Origin of the sequence: Mesorhizobium sp. B2-3-6, from assembly GCF_006442305.1 — a bacterium.
Classification (GTDB): Bacteria; Pseudomonadota; Alphaproteobacteria; order Rhizobiales; family Rhizobiaceae; genus Mesorhizobium.
Genome location: NZ_VFVW01000001.1, coordinates 505,525 through 530,443, shown reverse-complemented (window position 1 = coordinate 530,443; position 24,919 = coordinate 505,525). Strand labels below are relative to the sequence as shown.

Here is a 24,919-nt window from a genome sequence, read left to right as displayed (position 1 = left end):
TTGCAGGCGCCCGCCGCCGGCGCGGCGGGCGTCCATTTTCACTTCTTGTCGTAGAGTTTGAGGATCGGCTCGACGCTCGACGCGTCGTAGAGACCGAAAGTGTGGATGTCGTAGCCGATTGGCTCGCCCGAGGCGGCAAGCCCGAGCAGTGCTACCGGCATGAAGCCCTGCGCCGATGGGTACTGCCAGGCCGCAGCGTTGACGAAACCGTCCTGGACGGCTTGCGCCGTCTCCTTCGAATTGCCCCAGCCGACGACCGGGATTTTGCCTGCCGGCACGCCGGCGCCGTCGAAGACCCGCTTGACGCTGGCCGCCACGGAATCGCCGAGCGCGATGATCGCCGGCGGATTGTTGGCAACCATATAGTCGGTCATCTTGGCGATGATGCCGGCCGGATCGGTGCCGCAATCGACCACGTCATATTTGATGCCGAGCGGATCGAAGACGCTGGCGATGCCTTCGGTCTCGAGCTGCTGGTAGCTTGCGCCGGGGACTTCGACCGGCAGAAAGACCTTGTCACCCTGCTTCACCATCTTGTGGTCGACAAGATACTTTGCCCAGATCGTGCCGGCCTCCTTCAGGTCGGCGCCGACATAGGCCTGCCGCCCCGTCGCCGGATCGTCGGTGTTGAAGAACACGATCGGGATGCCGGCGGCCTTCGCCGCCTTGACCTCCTCGGTCCACAGGCCAGGCTGCGCCGAGGTGGTGGCAATGCCGTCGGGCTTGGCGGCAAGCGCGGAATTGAAGGCTTCCTTCTGCGCCGCCATGTCGCCGCCGCTGAAGGAGATCTTGCAGGTCACCTTGAGCTGGTCGCAGGCCTTGGTAGCGCCGGCGTTCCAGTCGATCCAGAAAGCGTCCGACGGACCGCCATGCGACAGCAGATAAAAGGTCTTCTGGCCGTCCTGTGCCTGCGCGACCGACCCGAACGCGATGCCGGCAAGCACAGTCGCGGCAGCCGCCAATTTCAATGCAAATTTCAACATTGCTTTCCTCCTTGTTTGGAGCCGTGCCGCCATGCACAGGCGGCGCGGCCGGCCATCACAGGCCGTTGGCGCGGAACTTCTCGTCGAGGAATGTCTTGGCGCGCGGCACGTCGTCTTCCGACAGGTGCTCGATGATGACCGGAATGTTCGGGTGCTTCTCGGCAAGCCGCTGAAGATAAAGGTCGTAGTTGAGCGAGCCGAGGCCGGGCGCCGGCAGTTCGATCTCGCCGACGCCGCGGAAGGTGTGGCTTTCCATGGCATCCTCATCGCCGATGTCGGCGTGCTTTTCCGACTTGTCGCTGCCCGAGCGCTTGACGTCCTTGGCATGCGCTATCTTGATTTTGTCCGTCAACGTGTCGAACACCTGGTTCAGGATCTGGTCCATCCTGTCGATGTTGTGCGTCTCGAAGTAGTTGGTCGGGTCCATCAAGAGGCCCAGGCCGGGATGGTCGACCTGCGCGAACATCTTGACCGTTTCCTCGACCGAGCCGACGACGTTGTTGACATAGGTTTCGAGCAGGAAGACCGCGCCATGGTCATAGGCGGTTTGCGCAAGATCAGCGATCACCTTGCGGCATTCCTCGAACCCCTCCTCGGTCTTGTTCTTGGGGTGGTGCACCCAGTCGGATTCGGTGTTGTAGGTGCCGGTTTCCGAGATCACGTAGGGCGAGCCGAAATGGCGGGCGTTGCGGATGATTTCCTTGAGGTAGCCGACGCGCTTGTCGCGCTCTGCCTTGTCGGGATGGATGATGTTGGTGTAGCCCGACACGCAGCAGACCGGCAGGTTGTGGGCGCGGAAGACATCGCGCACGGTCTTGGCCTTGTCCTTGGTGATCTGCCCGGCCGACAGGTCGATATCCCTGAAATGCAGATCGAGCTGCACCGTGTTGAAACCGAGCCCGCGGATCTTCTTCGCCGTCTCTTCGAGGCCGTACGGGAAATAGCCCGTGAAAATACCTGCCTGCATCATGGTGTGAATTCCTCCCTGTAAGCGATTCAGTTGCCAGTGATTTCAATTGATCGGGTTTGTCGAGATTTCGGAAAGCTTGACCGTGCGGCCCGAAGCGATCGAGCGGTAACCCGCCTCTACCAGCGCCATGGTCTTGACGTTGTCGGCGACGGAAAGCGCCGGTGGCGTGCCTGTCTTCACGGCGTGCTGGAGTTGTTCCATCACGCCGATGAAAGCATGCGGGAACCACATCGTGTCCCAGCTTGGGCTGACCCACTCGCCATCCGTTGTCTCGGCCGAGGCATAGGTGAGCGTCGAGGCCGCACCGGTCGGCCAGCCGATCGTGCCCTTGGCGACGCCCTTGGTGCCGTCGACGCGCCAGTTGATGTGCTGGTCGTCCTTGTAGCCTTCTTGCCGCGGACCGGACCAGACATCCTCCAGCGACACGGCGAGCACGCCGGACGGGAAGCGCAGCGTCGAGACGGTGATGCCGTCGGTGTGTTCGAAAGTCGTGCGCGGATCCTTGCGCGTCAGCGTGGTGATCTCATCGGGATCGCCGAACAGGAAACGCAGCACGTCGAGATGATGCACGCTCATGTTGGCAAGCGTCAGCCGGTCGTACTCCTCGAGGAAGCCTTGCCAGTGCGGGATCGCATGCATGTCGATCTGCGCGAAGACGACGTCGCCGAGCGCGCCGCTGTCGATGATCTGCTTCAGCACGCGCATCGACTGGTCGTAGCGCATGTTCTGGTTGACCGAGAGGATCTTGCCCGCCTTCGCCGCCTCGTCGCGCAGCTTCACCGCTTCCTCGACCGACAGCGCCAGCGGCTTCTGCGCCAGGATCGCCTTGATGTGCTTCTGCTTCAGCGCGTGGCGGATCAGCGCCGGCTGCTGGTCCGGTGGGAAAGCCAGGTCGATGATCTCGACTTGCGGATCCTCGATCAGTCGTTCCGGCGTGTCGTGGACGGTCGGAATGCCCCAGCGCGTGGCGACCTTCTGCGCATTCGCCCTTGTACGCGAAGCGATCGCCACGACAGGAAAGCCTGCTTCCTTATAGGCCGCGAGATGGCATTCAGCCATGATCATGCCGGCGCCGACGCAGCCGATCTTGAATTCGCTGGTGCGAACCTTCACGTCCGGCTCGAAGCCTTTGCCTGCCATGTCTTCCTCCCAGAATTCTGTCTTCGCGGCCGTCGTCATCTCGCCAACGCGCCTCCAGATGCTGGCAACCGGAGCCGCGGCATGCGGATCGGATCAGGCATTGGAATTCCCTCCCTCGGGGCCAATGTTTCCTCCACGAGCCCATGAGGGATATTGACGGCAGTCACGGAAGGCTGTCAACATCATGAATAATCAAAACACCTCACAATCTAGCAGAAAGGCGAAGGAATGCGTCATACCGGAATCCATACACCGCTCCTGATGCCTCGATTTGATGGGAAATCTATCTTCCCACGGCGATGCGATCCTGCCGGGCGATCTGATTTAGCCCGGCGGCTTGCGCATCGGCCAAGGCCGGATACATCATTTCCCATCAGAATCGCGGATGGCGAAGAGCAGTCGCCACCCGGCCGGCGGTCGGCATTGCGTGATCCTGATGCATTGAGGAGATGAAAGACGGTGCGTTCCACCCTGACTGACATAGCCCGGGAAGCCGGCGTTTCCGCCGCCACCGTCGACCGTGTTCTCAACAACCGTCCGGGGGTGCGGGCGCGCACGCGCGAAATCGTGCTCGAAATGGCGCAGCGTCTTGGCTACATCGCCGAAGGCGCGAACGGGGCACCTCTCAAGCCCTTGTCCGGCGATGTCATCCGGCTCGACTTCGCGCTGCCGGCCGGCACCAATTCCTTCATCAAGATGCTGCATCGCCACATCGAAGCCCAAGCCTTGGCGCGGCCGGATCTCGATGTCCATATCACCACCATTGAGGGTTTCAATCCCGACCGGCTCGCACGCCTTTTGCAGGATCTGCGCGGCCAGACGCAGGGCGTTGGGGTCATCGCGCTCGACCATCCAACGGTGCGCGAGGCCATCCGCTCGCTGTCGGCCAACGACGTCAAGGTGGTGACAATCGCCTCCGACATCCTGCATGTGCCAAGGGTCGCGTATATCGGCATCGACAACCGCGCCGCCGGGCGGCTGGCCGGCTACCTGCTCAACCGTTTCATGGGCTCGGAACGTCCTGGCAAGGTGGCGCTGTTCGCCGGCTCGCTCTCCTATCGCGGCCATGAGGAACGCGAGATGGGATTCCGGCACATATTGGCCGAGGAATCGCCCAATCTGGAGATCGTCGAAATGCGCGAGATGCTTGACGACCGCGAAAAGGCCTATTCGGAGGCATCAGCCCTTCTGGAGCGGCACCCCGACCTGGCCGCGATCTACAATGTCGGCGCGGGCAACACCGGCATTGCCCGCGCGCTCAAGGAGCGCGGCCGTGCGATCTCGATGGTTTTCCTCGGCCATGAGGTAACCGAAGGCACCAAGGAGCTTCTGCTCGACGGCACGCTCGACGCGGTCATCGACCAGAACCCGCGCGTCGAAGCGCGCGAAGCGCTCAACACCTTGACCCATGCGGTCCGGAGACTGCCTTACGAATTGCACCAGCCGAGGCTCCAGGTGATCTTCAAGGAGAACATCCCAGAGATCTGACACTCTCTGAAATGGAGCGGCGCCGGAACCCCTGCCCGTTCAGCACGCCCGCTACTGGACGGCCGCGACTTCCGCGCCGGCCGCGTCGACAAAGCTCTTGTCGATCCATTTGCCGTAGTCGATCGAGCCCTTCAAAAGCCCGGCACCGGCCATGAATTTCTCTTCGCCCTTGAGCGCCTCGATCGCATCGTCGGGCAGCCTCGGATCCTGGTGAAAGACGCCGTCGGCATAGGTCTTGCGCACCGATTTCTCCGACGACTTGGTCGCCTCGACGAATGTCTTGATCGTCTCGTCGGGATGGGCATCGGCCCAGCGCGAAATCTCGATGTCGACCTTCAGCAGCCGCTTGACCAGGTCGGGATATTTCGCCGCGAAGGCACCGTTGACCGAAATAACGTTCGGCACGTTCCATTCCGGATGGGTGCTGGTGTCGAAGAGCACCCGTGCCTCGCCGGTGTCGACCAGCTTGGCCGCGGTCGAATCCGTTTCGACGAGGGCGTCGATGTCGCCGCGCAGCAGTGCCGGGCCGGATGCCTCGAAAGGCAGGTTCAATCCCTCGACATCACCGGTCGTCAGGCCGACGCTGTTCAGCGCCTTGCTGAAATTCGAGTGCCGCACCGTACCGGTGAGATAGGCGACCTTCTTGCCTTTGAGGTCCTGCAGCGTCTTCAGTGGAGAGTCGGATTTGACCACGATATACGAGCCGCCCGACCGCACATAGCTCGACAGGCCAATCAGCTTGACATCGGCGCCGGAGGCGGCGACGCGCAACGCGGGATTGTTGCCGGTATAGGTGAATTCGATGGCGCCTGTCGCAAGCGCCGTCGTCGCCTCGGAGCCGCCATTGAAGGTGACAAGTTCGACCTTGATGCCGTCCTTGGCGAACTCCTTTTCCCACCAGCCGTCCTTCTGTGCGAGGACGAATTTGAGGTGCCCCGGCGCGGTGCTGCCGATGCGGATGAATTCGGGCTTGTCCTGCGCGAAGGCGGGCATGCCGCCAAGGCCGATGACGACGGCAATGGCGCCCTTCAGGAACAGCCGGCGAAATCCGTCGAATGCAATGTTGGACATGAGGAAAATCCTTGCTGATTGGAATGAGTGAACGGCTCAGATGAGCGAGGACTCGGACTGGCCTTTCCAGGCGGTCGCCCAGCGCTCGAACCAGACGAGCAAATAGTTGACGGTGAGCCCGATGACGGTCAGCGTCAGGATGCCGGCATACATGTCCGCCGTTTCCATCATCAACTGCGAGTTCTGAATAAGGAAACCGAGGCCGGATTTGGCCGCCAGCATCTCGGCGCCGATCACCGCGAACAGCGACGACTTCACCGCCAGCCTTGCGCCGGCGACAACAGAGGGGATGCTGGCCGGCAGGATAACCTTCCGGAACAGGTCGAAGTCGGACGTACCCATCGAGCGCGCCGCCTTGATCAGCAGCGGATCGACCGACTTGACGCCGCTGATCGTGTTGACCAGCAGAAAGAAGACCGAGGAGTAGAAGGTGATCGCCACCTTCGATTCCTCGCCGATGCCGAGCAAAAGGATGAACACCGGAAGCAGCGCGAATTGCGAGGTGTTGCGCAGCGTCTGCACAAGCAGGTCAGAGACCTTCTCGAACAGCGAGTAGCGCCCCATCAGCAGGCCGAGCGGAATGGCCACCACCACGCCGAGAGCGAAGCCGATCGCAGCGCGCTGCAGGCTGATGCCGATATGTTCGACCAGAACGCCCAAGGCGAGCAGGTTCCACCAAGCGACCAGCACCTCGCTCAGCGGCGGAAAGAAGATGCGGTTCAGCCAGCCGAGCCGTGGCGCGATTTCCCACACGAGAAAGAACAGGCCGAGCAGCGGCAAGCCGTAAAGGAAAGTCCCGTGGCTCGTCCCTTTGCGCCGGACCTTGGCACTGTGGGCGGTGATGGCCGGGACTCTTGCGGCGGCCGCCGTCTCGCCGGCGCCGGCAAACAGATGAAGAGCGCCGTCAGGCCCGAACTTTTCGGTAAGATAAGCCATGGCTCTACCTCCTCAATGACTGAAGGCTGGCGACAGCGTCCAGTCCTTTTGCGCCTTGTTGACCTCATCGCGCAGCGCGTCCCAGACGCGGCCGCGATATCCGTTGAATCCGGCGCTGGCGCGGATGTCCCCGTCGCGCGGCCGTGGCAGGTCGATGTCTATGATCTCCTTCACCGCGCCCGGCCGCGCCGTCATCACCACCACGCGGTCAGCGAGGAAGATTGCCTCGTCGATCGAATGGGTAACGAAGATCACTGTTGTCTTGATCTTGCCCCAGATCCGCAGCAACTCGCCCTGCAGGAGCTCGCGCGTCTGCTGGTCGAGTGCGGCGAAGGGTTCATCCATCAAAAGCACTTCCGGGTTGCTCGCCAAGGCGCGGGCGATCGCCACGCGCTGCTGCATGCCCCCGGAGAGCTGGTTGGGGAAACGGTCCTCGAAACCGGCAAGACCGAACAACGACAACAAATGGCGCGCCGTCACCGTGCGCTCGGCCTTGGCGACGCCACGCACCTCCAGCGCGTATTCGATGTTGGCCAGCGCCGTGCGCCAGGGAAACAGCGCATATTGTTGAAAGACATAGCCGGTCTTGGGATCCGGCCTGGTGATGCGCCGGCCGTCGAGCTGGACATCGCCGCCGCTCGCCTGCGTCAGCCCGCCGATGATGTCGAGCAGCACAGATTTGCCCGAGCCGCTCGGGCCGACCAAAGTGATGAACTCGCCTTTGCGGATCGAAAGATCGACGCCGTCGAGCACGGTGACGCGGTCGGTCTCCTCGCCGTCGACGGTGACGAACTGCCCCGGCTTGAGCAGAAAGGTCTTCTTGATATCGCTGACGACGATGCGGTCCATGTCCTGTCGCTTCCTATTGCGCCACGCGGATGCGGTGCGTCGGGTCGAATTCAGAGCCGCCGGCCTTGCCGCGCTTCCAGCCGAGCGCGCGGGCGTAGCCGCCGAACAGTTGACGTGCCTCGACCTGCGCTTCCGTGATGCCGGTCGGCCCCTCGGCGAACTCGGCCACGTAAAGCGCGTCGGTCGGGCAGTAGATTTCACAGAGAAAGCAGGTCTGGCAGTCGTCCTGACGGGCGATCACAGGCGCGCCGTCCTTGGTAGCGTCGAACACATTGGTCGGGCACACCTTGACGCAGATGTCGCATTCGACGCAGCGCGCGGCCGAGACGATCTCGATCATGACGCCAGCTCCGCCAGGCGCTCCGGCGCCCCGGCAATGCGGAAGTCGTCGACGCCGGTGATGACCAGCCGATGCGCGAGGGCCGGGTTCTTGCCCTGCAGATCGGTGCGCCGATGCATGCCGCGGCTTTCTGTCCGATGCAGCGCGGCCGCCACCGACCAGCGCCCCGCGGCGGCGATCGACGCCGCCTCGCGCGCGCGGACCCGGTCCACCCCTTCGCCCCGCAGATGGTCGCGCACGTCGCGCCAGACACTCTCCAGCCGCCCCCGGCTTTTCTCCAAGCTCTCGCCGTTGCGGAAGAAATTTTTGTCGAGCGGCGTCACCTCGTTGCGCACCGCCTCGATGACCTCGCCTGCAGCGATGTCGGCACGCGGCGAGGCCGCCGGGCGCAGGCCGGCCTGACCGAGTGGTTCGACGGTGTCGCGGAACGCCCTGCCGCCGCGACGCTTCGAATGGGTCGAGGCGCCCTTGCCCGCCCACCAGCCGCTGGCCAGCGCCCAGGAGGAATTGACGGCGCCGCCGCCCGATACCGCTCCGGTCATGATCTCGCGGCTGGCGGCGTCGCCTGCGACATAGAGGCCGGGCACGCCGGTGGCGCAGTCGTCGGAGACGATGTCGATGCCGCCGGTACCGCGTACCGTGCCTTCGGCGCGCAGGGTGATGCGGAACAGCTCGGTGAATGGATCGACACCGGCGCGGTCATAAGGCACGAAGCAGTTCGGCTGCCCTTGGCGCAACCAGCCTTGCAGCGCCGGCTCCGCCTGATCGAGCCGCGCATAGACCGGTCCCCCGATCAATGCGCGCGCCACCTCGTCCTCGCGGTCGCCGATGCCGTTGCGCAGCGGCTCACCGGCACGGCCCAGGATCGGCGATCCATCCTCGCGATGGAATGAGGCCCAGCGGAACGGCAGCCCCTTGTTCAGCGAAGACCCAAAGGGCGCCAACGTGTATTTGCCGGTAAACTCCATGCCCGACAGGCTGGCACCGGCCTCCGCCGCCATCAGATAGCCGTCGCCGGTCAGTCCAGTCCCGCCGAGGATGCGCTCACGGAAAGCGCAGCCGCCGGTCGCCAGCACCACTGCGTTGGCGTCGACGCGCCAGTCCTGGCCGGCCTGCCGGCCGATACCGGCCGCGCCTACGACGGCATCGCCATCCGACAGGAGTTCCAGCGCCGGATGATGGTCGAGCACGGTAACGCCAGCCAGAAGCACACGGCGGCGCATGAAGCGCATGTAGTCGGGCCCGCGCAGATTGGCGATGTAGAGCCGGCCGTCATCCTCGCTCGGGAACGGATAGCCCCACTCGGAAAGCCTGAGCAGGTTGCGATAGGCCGTGTCGACGCAGCGCAGCATCCAGCGCTGGTCCGCAAGCTCGCCGGTGCGCTGCCAGCGTCGCTCGACCACCGCATGCCTGTTGTCGCCCGGCGGTACGCACCAGGTACCCGTATTGGACGGCGCGGTGGCGCCGCTGGTGCCGAGATAGCCCTTGTCGGCCAGCACCACCTGCGCGCCGCTTTCGGCAGCGGCGACCGCCGCCCAGGCTGCGGACGGGCCTCCGCCCAGCACGAGCACGTCGGTCTGGAGTTGCAGCCTGTCGGACGCGGATCTTTGAGGCATGGACATGGATGCTCTGCGAAGGAGTGCGAGGCGCTAAGCAGCGCGCGCAGCGCCCGAGAACCACGCCGGCTCATTGCCGGCGCTCCATTTGATGTTGCAGCAGATCGACGGCACTTGGCCGGCGGCGGGCCTGCCGCCCTCCAGCACCGCGTCGACCGCCGCGCGCAGGTCGTTACCCGTCACCGCCTTGCCATTGCCCGGCCGCGCATCGTCGAACTGGCCATGATAGGCAAGCCGCCGGTCGGCGCCGAACAGGAAGAAGTCGGGTGTACAGGCCGCGCCATAGGCTTTCGCCGTCTGCTGCGAGGCATCCTTGAGATAGGGGAAGGAATAGCCGAATTTCTCCACTTCCTCGCCGATGCGGGCCAGCGTCTCTTCGGGATGCGCCTCATGGTCGTTGGCATTGATGGCCACCACTTGCAGCCCCTTGCCCGCATATTCCCTGGCGAAAGCGGCAAGCTGCTCGCGGATCAGCACGACGAAAGGGCAGCGGTTGGAGATGAAGGCGACGAGCAAGGCAGGCTTTGCATCGAAATCGCCGAGCCGGTGCAGCACGCCTTGTGCGTCGGGCAGCAGGAAATCGGCCGCTTTGGTGCCAAGCTCGATCGAGTTGGATTCTGTCTTCGGCATCGATGCGCTCCCTTCTTGCTGCCGCTCAGACGGACCATGCCGTGCAGCGCCGGACGAAGTTAGTCTATGAATTTAGTAGAATTATAGGCTAGACAACCCGCCTCCGGTCAACCGCGCCGCTTGGAATATCGTGCCAATGTTTCGGGCCGGGCGAAAAGTTTGTTCGAACGGAAGGCCGTTTTGAAAGAAATGAGATTTGGCGGGGAGCGAAGCGCCAACTGCCTTCGTCGTCCGCGTCGAGCTTGGTCAGGAAACGGTTTCCTTGCGGACAATTGCCCTGTCATCCCCGCCGACGCGTATCGCGATCCGCTCGCCGGAAACAATGCCGTCAATCTCGCAGACCACCAGCGGCATGCTGATCCCGTAGAGAAATTCCGCGACGATGGCGCCCACTGCCAGGATCGGGTCAGGCCGTTCCAGGAGGATGCCGGCCGGCGCCGTGCCCCTGCGGATTGCCTCGGCCAGCACCGAGGATGAGGACGAGGAGCCGCGCCCGCTCGGCATGATCAGGATTTTCCCGGCGACGTTCTGGCCGAGGCCAGGATGCGAGTGATCCATTATGTCGCCTGTCGTGGCATCAACGCCGCCCCAGAAGCTCAGCGGTTTCGAGAATACCAACGCCCGGCCCTCGGCACTCCCGGCCAGTTGGAAGGTGCCGGATCGCTGGACGACGCCCGGTTCCACCGGCGCGGTCATGACGCGCCCCGCACGACATGCCCCACCGCGGCGGAGCGGATGCAATCCGCCATATCCGCAAACGCAACCGTCACGCCGATATTGCCCGGAGCGTAATGCGCCCATTTGCCGGAATTGGTCATCACCACGCCGTCGAGCCGTTCCAGAATCGCAGTGACATAGGTGCAGGTGTCGGCGACGGGGATCAGGCCGAACGCCTGTGTGCCATCAAGCGCGCCCTCCTCCTGCAATCGCGTCAGCGTCGCGCGACCGGTGTTGACATAGATCGGGATGCCCCTGCCCGGCGCGATGGCACGCAGCAAGGGCAGCAGGCGCATCCATTCCGCATGCGAGAAATGCGGAGTGCCCAGCGACACGGCCGCCAGCGGCGCCCCGTCGGGTACGCGCGACAGCCTGGCCAGTGCATGATCGATATCGGCGCGCGTGATGCGGATCGTCTCTTCCGGCGCTTGACCATGGAACGCCTCGTCGAGCGTTCCCGCTTCCGGCGTGATGCCGACCGCATGGAACAGCGCCACGGCGCCGGTAGTCGCTGCTGCCGCGCCCAGCGCCTTCAGCTGGTCCTCGTCGCGCGGCCGTGGCAGACCTGTGACAACCGGAACGCGATCGCCGCTGGCTTGCCCGATGATCAGTCCGACGCCGACGAACAGGGCGTCGCTGGGCTCTGGCTCAGCAAAGTTCAGCTCGAACAGGATGCGGCCGCGCCGGTTCTCGCTCAGATGCAGGCCCCAGGCCGGCGCGCGGCCCGTCATGGCGCAGCACAGGTCGATGAAATCGCCATAGCGGTTGGTGCGCGCGCCGATCACCGAATTTGCAAACACGATGGCATTGGATTCGCCCCAGGCGATCTGCTGCCCGAAACCTGGCCGGAACCGCGTCTGGTAGGGCGCGCAGGTGAAGGTCGCCTGGCAGCCGAGCTCGATATGCGCCTTCATCAGCCGCCGCGCCGGCGCTCCCTCCGCCGCCGGCATCTTCACCATGCCGGGATGGATGAGATCGAATGAGCCGACATTGAGCGTCGTCGGCACCTGCACGCGGCCGCCGCCCTCGACCAGCCGTTCGACGAAATCGAGCCCTGCCGTGCCATGGTAGAGGCAGCCATCGATATGGGCGCCGGCAATGTCGAGGAGGCTGTCCGCTCCGACGGCTTTGGAGAAGGCGACGAGGATCTTCATGGCCGCGGCCGCCGACGGCCCTTGCTCGCCGTCGAGCATGGATTGGTCCTCGGCAGTCAATTCCAACGTCATTGCCGCTCTGGCCCCTACTCGATCTTATGGCGCGAAGGAACGCCAGCAGTTCAGTGAATTACCCCGCAGGGATCAACACCGTGCTCTGCGGCGACCAGCGTAGTACGACATGCTGACCTTCCGCCAGCCTGTCAGCGCCGGTGTTCTGGACGATGACCTTCAGCGTCTGGCCGGCACGCTCGACAAAGTAGGTGCTGTTGTTGCCGGCGAAGATGCGTTTGGAAACCTGGCCCTTCAGTATGTTGGCATCGCCCTCCGAAGTTCCGGCATCAAGGGCAATCCGAATACGCTCCGGACGCACGGCGCAGCTTGCCTTTGCGCCGGCGGCAAGCCTGGCGCCGGCCCCGGCGGCGATCGTCGTGCCGTCCGCTAAGCGGATGCCGTTGCCGGTGGTATCGCCGCGAAAGATGTTGGCATCCCCGAGGAAGATGGCGGCGAATTCGCTTTTCGGCCTGTCGTAGATCTCCTCCGGCGGCCCTTCCTGCACCAGCCGGCCATCGCGCAAGATACCGATGCGGTCGCTCATCGTCAGCGCCTCTTCCTGGTCGTGGGTGACGAAAATGGTTGTGATGCCGATCTCGCGCTGGATGCGCTTGAGCTCGATTTGCATGTCGACGCGCAGCGCCTTGTCGAGCGCGCCGAGCGGCTCGTCGAGCAAAAGCACGCGTGGCTTGGTGACGATGGCGCGCGCCAGCGCGACCCGCTGGCGCTGGCCGCCGGAGAGCTGATGCGGCTTGCGACCGCCGAGCGAGCCGAGCTGAACGAGGTCGAGCGCGCGTTGCACCTCGGTGGCAATCGCCGCCTTGGCCTCGCCGCGCACCGACAGGCCGAAGGCGACATTGTCGGCGACGCTCATATTGGGGAACAGCGCGTAGTTCTGGAACACCATGCCGATGCGCCGCTTCTCGACCGGTACCCGCTCGACGCTCTCGCCGCCGATGGCGATGCGGCCGCTGTCGGGAAAATCGAAGCCGGCGATTTGCCTGAGCAGCGTGGTCTTGCCGCTGCCTGATGGCCCAAGCAGCGCGTAGAAGCCGCCATCGACGAAATCGATCGAGACGTCGTCCAACGCCTTGTGCGCGCCGAAGCTGCGCGAGACGTTTGATACCTGGACGCCCGCCATTATTTCTCTCCGCCGAATTTGAAGAAGCGCGCTGTGAGCAGCATCAGCGCCATCGACACCACGATGATGATGGTGGAGACCGCGTTGATCTCGGGCGTGAAACCCTTGCGGATCGCGGCGTAGATCTCGACCGGCAGCGTCGTCTGCCCCGGCGTCGCCAGGAAGTAGGACACCACGAACTGGTCGAACGACACGGCGAACGCAAACAAGCCGCCCGCGATCACACCCGGCATGATCCACGGCAGCGTAACCCGGTTCGTCACCTGCCACTGATTCGCCCCGAGCGAGCGTGCCGCCTCTTCCAGCTCCGGCGCGAAGGTTTGCAGCCGGGCCGAGACGACGACGATGACATAGGGCAGCGCCAGCGCGACATGGCCGAGCAGGATGGCGAACAGGCCGCGTCCAATGCCGATGCCGAAGAAGAAGATCAGCATCGCCGTGCCGGTGATCAGCCAGGGAATGGCGATCGGTGGGAACAACAGCGCCTGCAGGAATTTCTTGCCGCGGAATTCATTGCGGTAGAGCGCCAGGGACGCCGCCGAGCCGAGCACGGTCGAGATGACCGTGGTGATGACGGCGATCTCGATGCTGTTCCAGGTGGCGGCGATGAGCTGGTCGTTCTGCCACAGCGAGGCGTACCATTCCGTCGTCCACTCGAATGGCAGCTGGTAGAATGGCGAGACGTTGAACGACATCAGCGCCATGATAATGATGGGCAAATACAGGAAGGCGAGCAGCACCGCGATATAGAGGCGGCCGAGCCACTCCAGGATACGCGTCGTCGCCATCACGCCACCCTCCGCAGCACCGGTGCGGCCAGCGCCAGAATGATCAGCACGACGGCCAGCAGAATGAAGGAGAGTGCGGCCCCCAGCGGCCAGTTGAACACGGCGACGAACTGGTCCTCGATCACCGTGCCGTAAAAGGTGCCGCTGCGGCCGCCGAGGATCCGCGGCTCCATGAAGGAGCCGACGACGGGCACGAATATGAGGGCCGCGCCCGCCACCAGGCCCGGCATCGATAGCGGGACAATGACCCGCTTCAGCACCTGCAGCCGCGAGGCGCCGAGCGAGCGTCCGGCCTCGAGCAATGAATCGTCGATCGCCTGCAAAGTGAGATAGCAGGTCAGCACCATGTAGGGCACATAGGAGTGCACCAGTCCGATGATGATCGCCGGATAGGAATACATGAGGTCGATGTTGATCTTGAACGGCAGCACAGCGTTGAGCGCGGTGTCGAGAATGCCGCCTTCGCGCAAAACCATCGCCCAGGAGAAGATGCGCACCAGCCCGTTCGACCAGAACGGCAGGATGACGAGCAGGAAGATCGCCTCGCGGCTGCGCCCCTTCAGCACCTTGGCCAGTACATAAGCCGCGGGATAGCCGATGACGATGCACCACAAGGTCACCTCGAGGCCGAGGCGCAGCGAGGCAAGCAGCAGTGTCAGGTACAGGCTTTGCGAGAAGAAGGCGGCGTAGTTGCCAAGCGTGAACGCCCACGGCTTTCCCGTCAGCGGCAGGTCGGTCATGAACGAGAAGAACACCATGGCCGACAACGGCAGGAAGATCGCCACCGTCAGCCAGAGATAGGCGGGCGCCAGCAGCGGCAGTGCCGACCTCAGCCCGCCGCGCACTGCGACCGCACCCTCTGCTGCCATGCTATCCTCCTCCCCGGATTGGAAGGACCAACCGGCGCGAACGCCGGCTGGCCCTGGCGCGGGTTTTACTTCACGTCGACCTTGAGCTGCTGCCAGAGCGCCAGATAGGCCTTGCGCTGCGCATCGGTGATCGGAGCCTGGAACTGGATGCGCTTGGCGACTGTGGGATCACCCATCACCTTGCGGTTGAACGAATCCTCGGGCAACGCTTCCACCGCCTTGGTGTTGGCCGACACCGGTGCACCGACCTTGGTGACCCATTCGACATAGAATTTCGGATCGATCATGTAATTGATGAAGGCTTCGGCGCCCGCGACATTCTTGGAGCCAACCGGGATGGAGAAGGCGTCCAGCCAGGCGACGGCGCCTTCCTGCGGGATCACGAGCGAGACCGGCAGCTTGAAATGCGTCTTGGCGCGGTCGGCCGAACCGCTCCAATAGGTGCCGATGTCGATCTGGTTGGAAGCCACCATCTGGTTCCAGTCGTTCTCCGAGCTCCAGAAGGTCTTGATCTGCGGCATCAGCGAGGTGAGCTTCGTCTTGACCGCGTCCATATCCTTGATGTCGTTGATGTTCTGGCCCGTCGCGATGGCGCCGAACTGCACCGCCTCGACGGCGTCGTCGCGGATGACGACGCGGCCCTTGTGGGCGGGGTTCCACATTTCGGCGATCGACGTCGGCGGCTTGTCGAAGGACTTTTCGTTGATGGCAAGGGCGGTCAGGCCCCACACCCACGGCACGCCATAGACCTTGCCGTCATGGTCGAGCATCGGCGAGCTCGCCTTGTCCTTGCTGATGTCGGCATAGTTGGGCAGCTTGGAGGTGTCGATCGGCTGGATCAGCTTTTCAGCCATTGCCTGGTCGTTGAAGGCGGCGTTGATCATGACGACGTCATAGAGACCAGGATTGGTGCGGATCTTGGTCAGCATTTCCTGTTCGGAATTGAAGAAGTCGTTGACCACCTTATGGCCGGTCGCCTTCTCGAAGGCGGCGATCGCCCATGGCTCGTCGGCGCCGTAGCCCTTCCAGTTGAGCACATGCACTTCATCGGCCTTGGCGGCAAAGGTAAGTGCGGAGGTGAAGACGGCCGTCGCCGTCAAAAGAGCAGTCAGGTCAGGCATGCGCATGTTCGTTCCTCTCTTTTGTTTGCCCGCTTCCCGGGCTTTGTCAGGCTGTCTGATGGGCCTTCCGGTCCTGGCCTCGCGCGCCGGTCGAGGGACCGTCGGCACGACTCAGGAAAGTCTGGATTTCCGCGTCGGCGGGCGCGGATGAACCGCCATGGCGGGTGACCGAAATGGCCGCCGCCGCATTGGCGTAGCGCGCCGCCTCGAAAGGCGGCATGCCACGCGCGAGCGCACTTACGAAGGCGCCAATATGAGTGTCGCCGGCGCCGTTGGTGTCGACCGCCACCACCTTGAAACCGGGAATGGTTCGGGCGGAGCCGCCCGCCAGTCGGATATGGCAGCCCTTGGCGCCACAGCGGATGACGACGCCGTCGGCCTTGGGACAATGATCGGCAAGCAATCGCGCCGCAAGGGCGTCGGCATCGCCCGGGCCGGCAATGTCGGTGGCTTCCGTCGCGTTGCAGCTCAGCCATGTCGTGCGGGCGAGCACCCGCGACAGGGTGGCGCGCGAAATGTCCGAAACGACCGGCGTCGGGTCGAGGACAAGTGGAATGTCCGCCGGCAGCGTCTCGATCCAGTCGGTGAGCGCCTCGCGGCTGCCGGGATAGCTCAGCGTGTAGCCTGACGTGAACACCCAATCCTCGGGTGCCACCAGAACCGGCGCCATCAGATCGAGGCTGAGCACGCTCTCCGCCCCCGGCCACGACACGAAAGTGCGTTCGGCATCGCTGGAGATCATGGCGACGCAATTGCCGCTGTCCATCAGTGGCGATGGCTGGATCAGCGTCTCGATGCCTTCGGCACTGAAGGCGGCGCGCAGGAAGTCGCCATTGGGTCCGCTGCCGAGCTGGCCTGCGAATACCACCTTCATGCCGGTGCGGATTGCCGCGACCATCATGTTGAAACCGCCGCCGGCGACCTGGGCGTAGCTCGAAGCCGTCTTCTCCGTGCCCGGCGCCGGCAAGGCATCGATACGGTAGACATAGTCGACCACCGCGCTGCCGATATGGACGAGACGCGCGCTCATGCCGCCGCGTCCTTGCCGGGGCCGGCCTGCTCCAGGCGACTGTTCGAAGTCCGCGCCGCGACGAGATCGGCGGCGAGCGCACGAACGCCCGCCATGTCAAAGCCTTTGAGGCGGGCGATGCGGTCCTGCGGCAATCGTGAAAGGCCGGTGCAGGCGCCGGCCATGCCTGCGGCGATGGCGCCGATCGTGTCGGTGTCGCCGCCGAGATTGGCGCTGATGACCGCCGCTTGCCAAGCATCGCCGCCGGCGACCTCCAGCACAGCAAAAGCGGCCGGAACGGACTCCTGGCTGGCAACGCCGGTGCCGACCAGATCGGTGATCAGCCGGACCGCGTCTCGTGGCGCCTTGCCGCGGATCAGATCCTGCGCCCAGGCGACGCGCGCGGCGATATCGCCGCCGGTCACCCAGTGGCCGTGTGTCGCCCCCCGCCTCGCCGCCGCGACGGCGCTGTCGGACGCGGCGCGCCAGTCGCCGCCGGCGATGCCGCGGCTGACGGCGGCCGCGACCGCCGCGGCGGAGGCAATGGCGATCGAGGTGTTGTGTGTCGCCCGGCAGGTTTCGGCCACCTTGTCGACGAGCGCATCCAGCGGCTCCGGCTGCATCATGATGCCGAGCGGCGCGATGCGCATGGCCGCGCCATTGGTGTCGCCGCCGCGCCCAGCCTCCTCGGCTGGCACGCCCTTGTTGATGGCGTCGATGGCGCGCTTGGTCGACGGTCCCAAAAGGTCGTAGCTGCCGCGCGCCTTGACCTCGCGCTCCCAGTCGAGCAGCGCGTTGACCCAGCGCGCATGGTCGAAGCGGTCGCCTGAGGCAACCAGGATGCGGCCGAGCAGCAGCGCCTGCTCGGTATCGTCGGTGATAGTCCCGGCCGGCAGCCCTTTCGACACCGGATGATCGGCAAAGGGCGAGACGAAATCCTCGACATGGCCGTAGAGCTCGGCGATGCGCTGAGGCGACAGAAGCTGCGTCGGCATGCCGAGCGCGTCGCCCAGCGCCCCGCCGACGAGCGCACCCATGGCGCGGTCCATCTCAAGCTCGTTCTCCGGCATCGCTCAGAACCTCATATGCAGCGCGAAATGGGCGGGATTGAGCAGGCTGGTGACATATTCGACCGGCCGCTCATCGGCCGCACGCGTCAGGCGACGGCCGCGCAGGAAGGGTGTGCCTTGCGGGCACCCGAGGATAGCGGCGTCATGGGCGTTCAACATCTCGATGTCGACCCACTCCTCGCCATGGTCGGGTACAAGCCCCGCTTCGCGTAGCGTCTGGTGCAGCGAGCCTTCGCGCAAGCCCCGCAGAGGCACGTCCTCCAGCTCTGGCGACAGCGGCAGGCGGCTGCGTTCGATGGAGATGGCATGGCCGTCGCTGGCATTGGTGCGGACCCGGTCGACGGCGATGAAGAGCGGACTTTCGACGTCTAACAGCACGGCAAGGTCGTGGTCTTCGATCACCTCCAGCCGCAGCGTCCGCGTTTCGGCGTTGGCGCCGGCATTGGCCAGCGCGCGCGACCAGCCGATCGCATCATCGACCGGCTTGCCGTCAAAGGTGACGAAGGAGCCGATACCGACCTTTGTGGTGATCAATCCGCGGCTGGAAAGTTCCTCCAAGCCTTTGCGCACCGTGTTGCGGCTGACGGAGAAACGCTGCACGAGTTCGTTTTCGCTTTGCAGACGGTCGCCGAAACCCAGCACGCCGGAGCGGATCTCGTATTCCAGAACGGTGGCGATCTGCTCGGGCTTGCCCGTGCCGGGAGACAGTTTGATCGCGCTCCGCTTCATATTCGTACCTGTATAGTGAACCTGTCTAGTCCTGTTTAATCTCTCCTCGTATAGCGGACTTGTCAATGGGACGGGTCATGTGCCCCGATGCACTGCTTTCGACGATCCGCCGGCCGCAGGCGGCAACGAAGAAGGAATTTCCCCAGTGCTGGACGCGTCGCACCGTGTCGCGATCCTGCTGCGGTGACCCTACCGGCAGAAGAACGAAAGCCCGCTCCGGGAACCGGGGCGGGCCTTGGAGGAGGACAAGGGGTGGGACCTCTCCTCTTGCTTTCCACGGGGGGTGTGGACCGAAATCACCTTACGGGAGTTTCGCCAGAGGCCCGATCACAAGCCTGTTTGCCCGCATCACGATCCGGTGCGCACCGGCATCGACATTGGTCACGGGATCGCGATCAGCGACCAATGCATGTCGCCCAAACAATGCATGTCGCCCAAAAGCGGCTCTCGCCTTGTGAGAACGACGTGCACGACGCGCTTTAGATGCGTCCGAGCACGACCAGAATAATGACGATCAGCAACACAAGCCCCAGCCCGCCGCCACCATAATAACCGGTTCCGTAGAACGGACCGCCGCCGAGGCCACTGAAGCCGCCGAGCAGGGCGAGGATAAGGATGATGATAAGGATGGTTCCAAGACTCATGGCTTCCACTCCCGCAGGCACTTGCGCGCCGGTTCGGCACTTCTGGGTTGAGAATGTTGCTCACAGACAACGCTTTGAACGCGTTCGCGTTCCACCTAATGCATGACGTCGAGAAGGCGACGGCGCAATTCGTGCAGCAGTCCTGCCGCAATGGCGGGGCTTTCCGACCGGCCGACGCGCAGGATACGATAAAGCTGAAGGAACGTGACTACGGCGTAAACGGCGAGATTGTAGAAGGATAAAGCCGACAGCAAAAACAGGCGGTTGAGCGTCAAGATCGGATCCACTTCGACTTATCTCGATCTTGCATCGTCAGATCTGTGAGAGCGGATTTGCAATTCATGCTTGCATTTCTGGAACAAATAAGGAACAGTAGGGAACCTAGCTGCCAAGGCGGATTAAAGTTTTGGGGGGACCAGCGATATGATGAGGTGGAAGGATGCGGGGCTCCTCGCCGCCGCGATCGCGCTGACAAGCCTTGCGCCCGACCGGTGGCCCTCAGCCGGGCTTGGCGCCGCTCTCGCCCGGAACACGCCTGCGCTCGCAGCCGAGAAGGACTATGCAACCTGCTTCGGCGAGGACATCGAGTCGGACAAGCGCATTGTTGCCTGCTCCGCGATTGCGGAGGACGCCGCAGAGCCAGCGCGCAGCCGCGCCACAGCCTATTTCCAAAGGGGCGTCGCTCTCGGCGACCAGAAGCAATACGACCGATCGATCGCCGACTACAGCGAGGCGATCGCGCTCGATCCGAACGACGCTTCCGCGTATCTCAACCGCGGCGCCGACTGGTTCAGCAATGGAGACGACGACCGTGCGATCGCGGACTTCAACATCGCCATCAGCCTGGAGCCGTCCTCCAGCGATGCCTACAGCAACCGTGGCCTCGCCTTCCTGCACAAGGGCAAGACCGACGCGGCCATCATCGATTTCCAACAGGCAATCGAGGCGGACCCTCAGAATGGCAAGGCGCATGCGGGCCTGGGCATCGCCTGGGACAGGATGGGCGACCCGAAACAGGCCCTGGCCGAGTATGACGAGGCGGTCCGTATCGATCCCAACAACATATTGGCCAATGTCAAACGCGGTATCGCCCGCGCCGCCGAGAGTGAGTTCGATCCCACTGTCACCGATGACGATGCTGAACAGGCGCCCGGCGAGAACTTATCCGCCGCCAAGGATACGACCAGCAATCGCGCAGCCGCAAAGACCTTGATCGAGCGTGCGGGGATGCGGCTGTCGAAGTATGGCCTCGAGGGCGCGCTTCTCGATTTCGACAAGGCGATCAGCCTCGATCCCGACAATGCGGACGCCTATCTCGGGCGCAGCCGCGCAAGGACACTCAAGGGAGACAGCGCCGGAGCGGCGGCGGATTGCCTGCGCGCCATCGAGCTTGATCCGACGCGGGCAGGAAGCTGCGGCGCTCAGCTTGCCGCCGACCAAAGCAAGCCGGCACCGTTGCCGGACACCCAACAGCAAAAGCAGCGAGCCGTCGTTCCGGATATCACTGCCACCCAAGACACGCTGGCCGCAAGGGTTCTGGAGGCGACCAATCCGCGCGCCCTCGAAGCGATCCTTGGCGGCGATGCCTTCCTGGACATGGGCAAGTACGATCAGGCGATCGGCGCCTACAACAAAGCGATTGCGCTCGATCCGAACAACCGGTTCGCCTATTACGGCCGCGGCAAGGCCCAGGCCGCCAAACGCGTTTACGAGCAAGCGATCGCCGATTACGACACGGTCATCCAGCTCGCCCCCAATTTTGCTGCGGCTCATTCTCGCCGGGGCCTCGCCAAGATCACGTCAGGCGATGCCGAAAGCGCTCTTGCCGATTGCAGCCGGGCTTCAACACTCGATCCAAAGGCGCGCGACGCCTACTTCTGCATCGGCATGGCCTGGCACGCCAAGGGCGACGCGGGGCGCGCGATTGCCGCCTATTCGATAGCCATCGAGATCGATCCGAAAGACGACGCCAGCTATTATGGGCGCGGCATGGCGCGTGCTGACATGAAGGACTATGACGAGGCAATCGCCGACTTCGGCCAGGCGATCAAGCTCGATCCCGACAATCGCGATTACGCGGTCGCCCGCAAGGCGGCTGTGGCTGCGAAGGGACAGGGCGATATGGCGGCCGCCACGCTCGGCGCCGTCAGCTCGGCGGCGGCCACCGCCAGTTCAGCCGCCGGTTCGGCCGCACCGAGCGATACTGATTCGGCCGCCAAGGCGCTTTTCGCCAAGGGTCGGAGGCTGTATGAGAAAAATGACTATGACGGCGCCATAGCCCTGTATGGCAAGGCGATCGCACTGGTCCCGGCATTTCATGACGCCTATCTGGCCCGGGCCATGGCTTGGGAGGCGAAGAACGATTATGCTCATGCTGTTGCCGATTACACGCAGGCGATCGCGATCAATCCGAAGATAGCCGAGACCTACTACAGTCGCGGCCAGAACCTCAGTTTCCAGGAAAACTACGACGGGGCGTTTGCCGACTTCGAAAAGGCCATCAATCTCAACCCCGCGGACGCAAGGGTCTATGCCGATCGAGGCCTCCTATGGATGGGAGGGCACGAGGACGTCGCCGCGCTGCACGATTTCGAAAAGGCCATCAGCCTCGATCACAAGAACCCCTTTGGCTATTTCGGTCGAGGCGTGATCCGAACCAGCAGAGCGGACTATGAAGGGGCCATCGCGGATTTCAGCCAGGCGATAAGGCTTAAGCCGGATTTCGCAACCGCCTACGAGGCGCGGAGCCGGGCGTGGGAAGCCAAGGGCAACCGCAAGCGTGCTCAGGCCGATCGCAAGAAGGCACTGAGCCTTGGGGTAGATTAGACGGGCTTTTCGGGAGGGCGCGGATTTTGCGTTGGAGTGGTTTGGGCGTAATGGCAGTCGCCGCTCTGTGCTTTATTGCGGTAAAGGTTTTGCCTTGGGCGCAGCTCTGACGAGGCTGACGAAAGGCAATCAGCTTGAGCAGCGCTGGCGCCCGATGCGGTTTGATCCCTACCCCAAATAGAAGTTACTGAAATAGTTGCCAAAATCCGGTTGCCGGGCAACGGGCTCGCCGTCCCCGTTCCGGAGGATGCCGGCGGCGAAGAGATAGGAACCGATCGCTTCCATCTTGGCCGGGTCCATGCTGCCTATGGCGCCGTTTCGTCGGCGCAGATAGTGCCCGTCGATCAGCGTCTTCAGCGAGGCGTGGATCAATGCCGGATTGGTCAGGGCGTCCTTGTTGGCGGCGATCAGCAGTGTGGCCGCTTCTTCGGGATGATCGACGGTGAACTGGTAGCCGCGCCGCGTTGCCCGTATGAAGCCCGACGCCAATTCCGGATTTGCACGCAGATACGCATCGCTAGAGGAGATCAGCGTGGTGTGCTCGTCGGGCACGCCGTAGTCGGCATAGACGAAGCTTCGCTGTTTGACGCCTTTCAGTTCTGCCTCGACGCCTTCCCAGGTCGAGACCTCCAACGTGAAGTCGACCGAACCGTTGGCCAGCGCCTCATAGGCGGACGTGCCGAGCGTCACCGTTTCGAAAGCCCCCTTGCCGCCGTCGTGACGGATGATGGTCGAGATCAGCGCGTTTTCCCAGGCACTGCCGAAACCGCCATAGGTCAGGCCGTCAAGATCCCTGGGGGTTTTGATCTCGTCACGCGCTGCATTGAACACCAGCCGTCCGGTTTCGGACTGCACCACGGCATAGACCGCCTTGAGATCGGCGCCGGCGGTTTTCTGGGTGAAGAGGCCGATGGAGCCGTTGATGCCGAAATCGGCAACGCGGTTGGCAACCAGCGTGCCTGCACCGGTATCGCTGTAGGGCAGGATGTCGACCTCGAGGCCGGCCTCGCTGTAAAACCCTTTGTCGCGAGCGACGAACAGGCCGATATGGTTGGTGTTGACCGTCCAGTCCAGCGCCACCGTTACTTTCCGGGCGGCCGCCTGGGCAAGAGATCGGCCTGGCCGGGCTATAAGGGGAAGGCCGGCAGCGGCAGTGAGCAGCAAGGCTTGCCGGCGCGTCAGGTCAGTCATGGTCCGTGTCCTTCTGGTGGCTCGGGTTGAGGAGGATGTCGAGGATCTCGGCTTCGAGGGTGCCGGCCTGCCGTGCAGCGCCGCCGGCCAGTTCGCGTGGACGCGGCAGCGGCACGGTGATCTCAGCGACGACGCGCGCCGGCCGCGCCGAAAGCACATAGATGCGGTCGGACAGGAACACAGCTTCGCGCACGTCGTGGGTGATCAGCAGCGCCGTCCAGCAGTGGCGCCGCCACATCTGTTCCAACCAGCGTTGCATGGCGGCGCGGGTCAGCGCATCGAGTGCGCCGAACGGCTCGTCGAGCAGCAGCATATCGCGTTCCTGCACCACGGTGCGCAGCAAGGCCGCGCGCTGGCGCATACCGCCGGAAAGCTGCGCCGGAAAATGCCGTTCGAAACCGGCAAGCCCGAATTCCTCGAACAGCGGAGCAACGCGAGCGCGGGCAGCCTTGCGCCTGACACCTTGCACCTCAAGCCCGAGCGTGGCGTTGTCAAGAATGCGCCGCCAAGGCATCAACGCGTCGCGCTGCGGCATGAAAGCGAAATGCCGGCCGTGGTCATCGAGCGGCTTGCCGTCGAAGAATATCTCGCCCTCGCCGTGAAGCGCGCCGGTCAGAAGCTGGAACAGCGTCGACTTGCCGGCGCCGGAGGGGCCCAGAATGGAGACGAATTCGCCGGCGCCGACGCTGAGCGAAATGTCGGCAAGCACGTCGAGTCCTTCGAAGGCCTTGCGCACATGTCGCAGTTCGAGCCGGTTCATCGCCACGGCCCCTTTCCTGCGGCCCGCCCGCCGGCGGTCCGTTCCCATGGCATGGCAAGGCGCTGGACCAGCATCGTCAGCCCGAACAGGACGAGCGTCAGCACGGCGCTGACGGCGACGGCGGCCAGCACCAGGTCCGGGCGGAAGTTGTTCTTGGCGTTGAGCATGTAGATGCCGAGGCCCTTCGCCGCGCCCGCATATTCGGCGAAGATGGCGCCCACGACAGCATAGGTGATCGAGATCCTGACACCGGCGAAGAAGTAGGGCAGCGCCGAGGGCAGCCGCGCCAGGACGAAGACACGCCAGCGCCCTGCCCCCATGGCGCGCAGCATTTGGCCGATCTCAGCCTCCGTCGCCTCATATCCTTCGGCCAAAGCCACCAACATCGGAAAGAAGGTGACCAGCGCCACCAGCATGATCTTGGGCATCAGCCCAAAGCCGAACCACAGCACCACCAGCGGTGCAATCGCCACCAGCGGCAAGGTCTGGCTGACCACGAAGACCGGAAAAAGGGCGCGCCGCAATGGCTGGGAGAAGTCGATCAATATCGACAGCGCAAAGGCACCGCCGAGCGAACAGGCAAAGCCTGCGAGCGTGGCACGGAGGGTTGGCACGGCGTTATCGGCCAGCGCGTGCCGGTTGAGCATTGCCTGAGCGAAGACGCGCGATGGCGCCGGGAGGATTGTCGGCTTGATGCCACCAAAGCGCGCATAGAGTTCCCACGCGGCTAGCAGCAGCCCCACCGAAAGCATCGCCGGAGCGGTTCTGGCGATGAGGTCCACGATCGGACGCGAAGGGGCGGACGGGGAGGACACGCAGGTAC

25 protein-coding genes are annotated in these 24,919 nt (G+C 63.9%); 2 read left to right on the top strand and 23 right to left on the bottom strand.

Features of this window, described 5'->3' with window-relative positions; genetic code table 11:
• Positions 1 to 38: 38 nt before the first annotated feature.
• Genes FJ953_RS02625 through FJ953_RS02615 form a run of 3 tightly spaced genes read right to left on the bottom strand, consistent with a single transcriptional unit; the run spans position 39 to position 3,093 of the window.
• Positions 39 to 983: a substrate-binding domain-containing protein gene (locus FJ953_RS02625; protein WP_140623061.1), complete on the bottom strand. Its 945-nt coding sequence runs from the start codon at positions 981 to 983 to the stop codon at positions 39 to 41.
• 55 nt (positions 984 to 1,038) lie between these two features.
• Complete coding sequence (locus FJ953_RS02620) at positions 1,039 to 1,953, bottom strand: sugar phosphate isomerase/epimerase (protein WP_140623059.1); 915 nt, start codon at positions 1,951 to 1,953, stop codon at positions 1,039 to 1,041.
• A 42-nt stretch (positions 1,954 to 1,995) separates the two neighbouring features.
• Positions 1,996 to 3,093, bottom strand: coding sequence for a Gfo/Idh/MocA family oxidoreductase (locus FJ953_RS02615; RefSeq protein WP_140582286.1), 1,098 nt, complete (start codon positions 3,091 to 3,093; stop codon positions 1,996 to 1,998).
• Between the two features lie 459 nt (positions 3,094 to 3,552).
• On the opposite strand from FJ953_RS02615, the gene FJ953_RS02610 reads away from it, so the two are divergent.
• Positions 3,553 to 4,581, top strand: a complete 1,029-nt coding sequence (locus tag FJ953_RS02610; RefSeq protein ID WP_140521553.1) for a LacI family DNA-binding transcriptional regulator — start codon at positions 3,553 to 3,555, stop codon at positions 4,579 to 4,581.
• Between the two features lie 51 nt (positions 4,582 to 4,632).
• Here the strand turns inward: FJ953_RS02610 and FJ953_RS02605 are convergent, their stop codons facing one another.
• The 17 genes from FJ953_RS02605 to FJ953_RS30745 all read right to left on the bottom strand — a co-directional run bounded on the left by FJ953_RS02605 (position 4,633) and on the right by FJ953_RS30745 (position 19,594).
• Positions 4,633 to 5,652, bottom strand: a complete 1,020-nt coding sequence (locus FJ953_RS02605; protein WP_140521552.1) for an aliphatic sulfonate ABC transporter substrate-binding protein — start codon at positions 5,650 to 5,652, stop codon at positions 4,633 to 4,635.
• Positions 5,653 to 5,688: 36 nt separating this feature from the next.
• On the bottom strand, positions 5,689 to 6,588 hold the full coding sequence (locus FJ953_RS02600; RefSeq protein ID WP_140623057.1) for an ABC transporter permease: 900 nt from the start codon (positions 6,586 to 6,588) through the stop codon (positions 5,689 to 5,691).
• Between the two features lie 12 nt (positions 6,589 to 6,600).
• Positions 6,601 to 7,437 (bottom strand): ABC transporter ATP-binding protein, encoded by an 837-nt coding sequence (locus FJ953_RS02595; protein WP_140499899.1) that lies wholly within the window; start codon positions 7,435 to 7,437, stop codon positions 6,601 to 6,603.
• Positions 7,438 to 7,450: 13 nt separating this feature from the next.
• A complete protein-coding gene (locus FJ953_RS02590; RefSeq protein WP_140499901.1) occupies positions 7,451 to 7,777 on the bottom strand; it encodes a ferredoxin family protein in 327 nt (108 codons plus the stop codon).
• Complete coding sequence (locus FJ953_RS02585; protein WP_140623055.1) at positions 7,774 to 9,399, bottom strand: FAD-binding protein; 1,626 nt, start codon at positions 9,397 to 9,399, stop codon at positions 7,774 to 7,776. The genes FJ953_RS02590 and FJ953_RS02585 overlap by 4 nt, the downstream gene beginning before the upstream one ends.
• 27 nt (positions 9,400 to 9,426) lie before the next feature.
• A complete protein-coding gene (locus FJ953_RS02580; protein WP_140623053.1) occupies positions 9,427 to 10,023 on the bottom strand; it encodes a thioredoxin family protein in 597 nt (198 codons plus the stop codon).
• A gap of 246 nt (positions 10,024 to 10,269) precedes the next feature.
• Positions 10,270 to 10,719 carry a DUF126 domain-containing protein gene (locus FJ953_RS02575; RefSeq protein ID WP_140557923.1) on the bottom strand — a complete coding sequence of 150 codons (450 nt, stop codon included), beginning with the start codon at positions 10,717 to 10,719 and terminating at the stop codon, positions 10,270 to 10,272.
• Positions 10,716 to 11,966, bottom strand: coding sequence for an aconitase X (locus FJ953_RS02570; protein WP_140623051.1), 1,251 nt, complete (start codon positions 11,964 to 11,966; stop codon positions 10,716 to 10,718). The genes FJ953_RS02575 and FJ953_RS02570 overlap by 4 nt, the downstream gene beginning before the upstream one ends.
• Positions 11,967 to 12,024: 58 nt before the next feature.
• Entirely contained in the window at positions 12,025 to 13,089 is a 1,065-nt protein-coding gene (locus tag FJ953_RS02565; protein ID WP_140515891.1) for an ABC transporter ATP-binding protein, read from the bottom strand.
• Positions 13,089 to 13,877 (bottom strand): ABC transporter permease, encoded by a 789-nt coding sequence (locus FJ953_RS02560; protein ID WP_140499911.1) that lies wholly within the window; start codon positions 13,875 to 13,877, stop codon positions 13,089 to 13,091. The genes FJ953_RS02565 and FJ953_RS02560 overlap by 1 nt, the downstream gene beginning before the upstream one ends.
• The gene (locus FJ953_RS02555; protein WP_140515893.1) at positions 13,877 to 14,746 is read right to left on the bottom strand and encodes an ABC transporter permease; all 870 of its coding nucleotides are present in this window, start codon (positions 14,744 to 14,746) and stop codon (positions 13,877 to 13,879) included. Before FJ953_RS02555 ends, FJ953_RS02560 begins: the two co-directional genes overlap by 1 nt.
• 65 nt (positions 14,747 to 14,811) lie before the next feature.
• Entirely contained in the window at positions 14,812 to 15,873 is a 1,062-nt protein-coding gene (locus FJ953_RS02550) for an ABC transporter substrate-binding protein (RefSeq protein ID WP_140623050.1), read from the bottom strand.
• Positions 15,874 to 15,913: 40 nt separating this feature from the next.
• Positions 15,914 to 16,897, bottom strand: a complete 984-nt coding sequence (locus FJ953_RS02545) for a PfkB family carbohydrate kinase (protein ID WP_140623048.1) — start codon at positions 16,895 to 16,897, stop codon at positions 15,914 to 15,916.
• On the bottom strand, positions 16,894 to 17,946 hold the full coding sequence (locus FJ953_RS02540) for an ADP-ribosylglycohydrolase family protein (protein WP_140515899.1): 1,053 nt from the start codon (positions 17,944 to 17,946) through the stop codon (positions 16,894 to 16,896). The genes FJ953_RS02545 and FJ953_RS02540 overlap by 4 nt, the downstream gene beginning before the upstream one ends.
• 3 nt (positions 17,947 to 17,949) lie before the next feature.
• Entirely contained in the window at positions 17,950 to 18,675 is a 726-nt protein-coding gene (locus FJ953_RS02535; protein ID WP_140623046.1) for a GntR family transcriptional regulator, read from the bottom strand.
• 479 nt (positions 18,676 to 19,154) lie between these two features.
• On the bottom strand, positions 19,155 to 19,319 hold the full coding sequence (locus FJ953_RS02530; protein ID WP_023757858.1) for a DUF3309 family protein: 165 nt from the start codon (positions 19,317 to 19,319) through the stop codon (positions 19,155 to 19,157).
• Between the two features lie 95 nt (positions 19,320 to 19,414).
• On the bottom strand, positions 19,415 to 19,594 hold the full coding sequence (locus FJ953_RS30745; RefSeq protein ID WP_224619446.1) for a hypothetical protein: 180 nt from the start codon (positions 19,592 to 19,594) through the stop codon (positions 19,415 to 19,417).
• Positions 19,595 to 19,742: 148 nt separating this feature from the next.
• Here FJ953_RS30745 and FJ953_RS02520 point away from each other — a divergent pair, with 148 nt between their 5' ends.
• Positions 19,743 to 22,145 carry a tetratricopeptide repeat protein gene (locus FJ953_RS02520; protein WP_140623044.1) on the top strand — a complete coding sequence of 801 codons (2,403 nt, stop codon included), beginning with the start codon at positions 19,743 to 19,745 and terminating at the stop codon, positions 22,143 to 22,145.
• A gap of 168 nt (positions 22,146 to 22,313) precedes the next feature.
• Here the strand turns inward: FJ953_RS02520 and FJ953_RS02515 are convergent, their stop codons facing one another.
• Genes FJ953_RS02515 through FJ953_RS02505 form a run of 3 tightly spaced genes read right to left on the bottom strand, consistent with a single transcriptional unit; the run spans position 22,314 to position 24,848 of the window.
• Entirely contained in the window at positions 22,314 to 23,336 is a 1,023-nt protein-coding gene (locus tag FJ953_RS02515) for an ABC transporter substrate-binding protein (RefSeq protein WP_140623042.1), read from the bottom strand.
• A complete protein-coding gene (locus FJ953_RS02510) occupies positions 23,329 to 24,096 on the bottom strand; it encodes an ABC transporter ATP-binding protein (protein ID WP_140500163.1) in 768 nt (255 codons plus the stop codon). The genes FJ953_RS02515 and FJ953_RS02510 overlap by 8 nt, the downstream gene beginning before the upstream one ends.
• Complete coding sequence (locus tag FJ953_RS02505) at positions 24,093 to 24,848, bottom strand: ABC transporter permease (protein ID WP_140500165.1); 756 nt, start codon at positions 24,846 to 24,848, stop codon at positions 24,093 to 24,095. The genes FJ953_RS02510 and FJ953_RS02505 overlap by 4 nt, the downstream gene beginning before the upstream one ends.
• Positions 24,849 to 24,919: the final 71 nt, after the last annotated feature.

Bases quoted from the DNA above. Each gene is read 5' to 3' on its own strand.
- FJ953_RS02555 (WP_140515893.1), bottom strand. From the start codon at position 14,746: ATGGCAGCAGAGGGTGCGGTCGCAGTGCGCGGCGGGCTGAGGTCGGCA.
- FJ953_RS02540 (WP_140515899.1), bottom strand. From the start codon at position 17,946: ATGCCGGAGAACGAGCTTGAGATGGACCGCGCCATGGGTGCGCTCGTC.
- FJ953_RS02550 (WP_140623050.1), bottom strand. From the start codon at position 15,873: ATGCGCATGCCTGACCTGACTGCTCTTTTGACGGCGACGGCCGTCTTC.
- FJ953_RS02615 (WP_140582286.1), bottom strand. From the start codon at position 3,093: ATGGCAGGCAAAGGCTTCGAGCCGGACGTGAAGGTTCGCACCAGCGAA.
- FJ953_RS02605 (WP_140521552.1), bottom strand. From the start codon at position 5,652: ATGTCCAACATTGCATTCGACGGATTTCGCCGGCTGTTCCTGAAGGGC.
- FJ953_RS02570 (WP_140623051.1), bottom strand. From the start codon at position 11,966: ATGACGTTGGAATTGACTGCCGAGGACCAATCCATGCTCGACGGCGAG.
- FJ953_RS02545 (WP_140623048.1), bottom strand. From the start codon at position 16,897: ATGAGCGCGCGTCTCGTCCATATCGGCAGCGCGGTGGTCGACTATGTC.
- FJ953_RS02620 (WP_140623059.1), bottom strand. From the start codon at position 1,953: ATGATGCAGGCAGGTATTTTCACGGGCTATTTCCCGTACGGCCTCGAA.
- FJ953_RS02510 (WP_140500163.1), bottom strand. From the start codon at position 24,096: ATGAACCGGCTCGAACTGCGACATGTGCGCAAGGCCTTCGAAGGACTC.
- FJ953_RS02580 (WP_140623053.1), bottom strand. From the start codon at position 10,023: ATGCCGAAGACAGAATCCAACTCGATCGAGCTTGGCACCAAAGCGGCC.
- FJ953_RS02565 (WP_140515891.1), bottom strand. From the start codon at position 13,089: ATGGCGGGCGTCCAGGTATCAAACGTCTCGCGCAGCTTCGGCGCGCAC.
- FJ953_RS02575 (WP_140557923.1), bottom strand. From the start codon at position 10,719: ATGACCGCGCCGGTGGAACCGGGCGTCGTCCAGCGATCCGGCACCTTC.
- FJ953_RS02625 (WP_140623061.1), bottom strand. From the start codon at position 983: ATGTTGAAATTTGCATTGAAATTGGCGGCTGCCGCGACTGTGCTTGCC.
- FJ953_RS02585 (WP_140623055.1), bottom strand. From the start codon at position 9,399: ATGTCCATGCCTCAAAGATCCGCGTCCGACAGGCTGCAACTCCAGACC.
- FJ953_RS02600 (WP_140623057.1), bottom strand. From the start codon at position 6,588: ATGGCTTATCTTACCGAAAAGTTCGGGCCTGACGGCGCTCTTCATCTG.
- FJ953_RS02560 (WP_140499911.1), bottom strand. From the start codon at position 13,877: ATGGCGACGACGCGTATCCTGGAGTGGCTCGGCCGCCTCTATATCGCG.
- FJ953_RS02505 (WP_140500165.1), bottom strand. From the start codon at position 24,848: ATGCTTTCGGTGGGGCTGCTGCTAGCCGCGTGGGAACTCTATGCGCGC.
- FJ953_RS02530 (WP_023757858.1), bottom strand. From the start codon at position 19,319: ATGAGTCTTGGAACCATCCTTATCATCATCCTTATCCTCGCCCTGCTC.
- FJ953_RS02515 (WP_140623042.1), bottom strand. From the start codon at position 23,336: ATGACTGACCTGACGCGCCGGCAAGCCTTGCTGCTCACTGCCGCTGCC.
- FJ953_RS02535 (WP_140623046.1), bottom strand. From the start codon at position 18,675: ATGAAGCGGAGCGCGATCAAACTGTCTCCCGGCACGGGCAAGCCCGAG.
- FJ953_RS02520 (WP_140623044.1), top strand. From the start codon at position 19,743: ATGATGAGGTGGAAGGATGCGGGGCTCCTCGCCGCCGCGATCGCGCTG.
- FJ953_RS02595 (WP_140499899.1), bottom strand. From the start codon at position 7,437: ATGGACCGCATCGTCGTCAGCGATATCAAGAAGACCTTTCTGCTCAAG.
- FJ953_RS02590 (WP_140499901.1), bottom strand. From the start codon at position 7,777: ATGATCGAGATCGTCTCGGCCGCGCGCTGCGTCGAATGCGACATCTGC.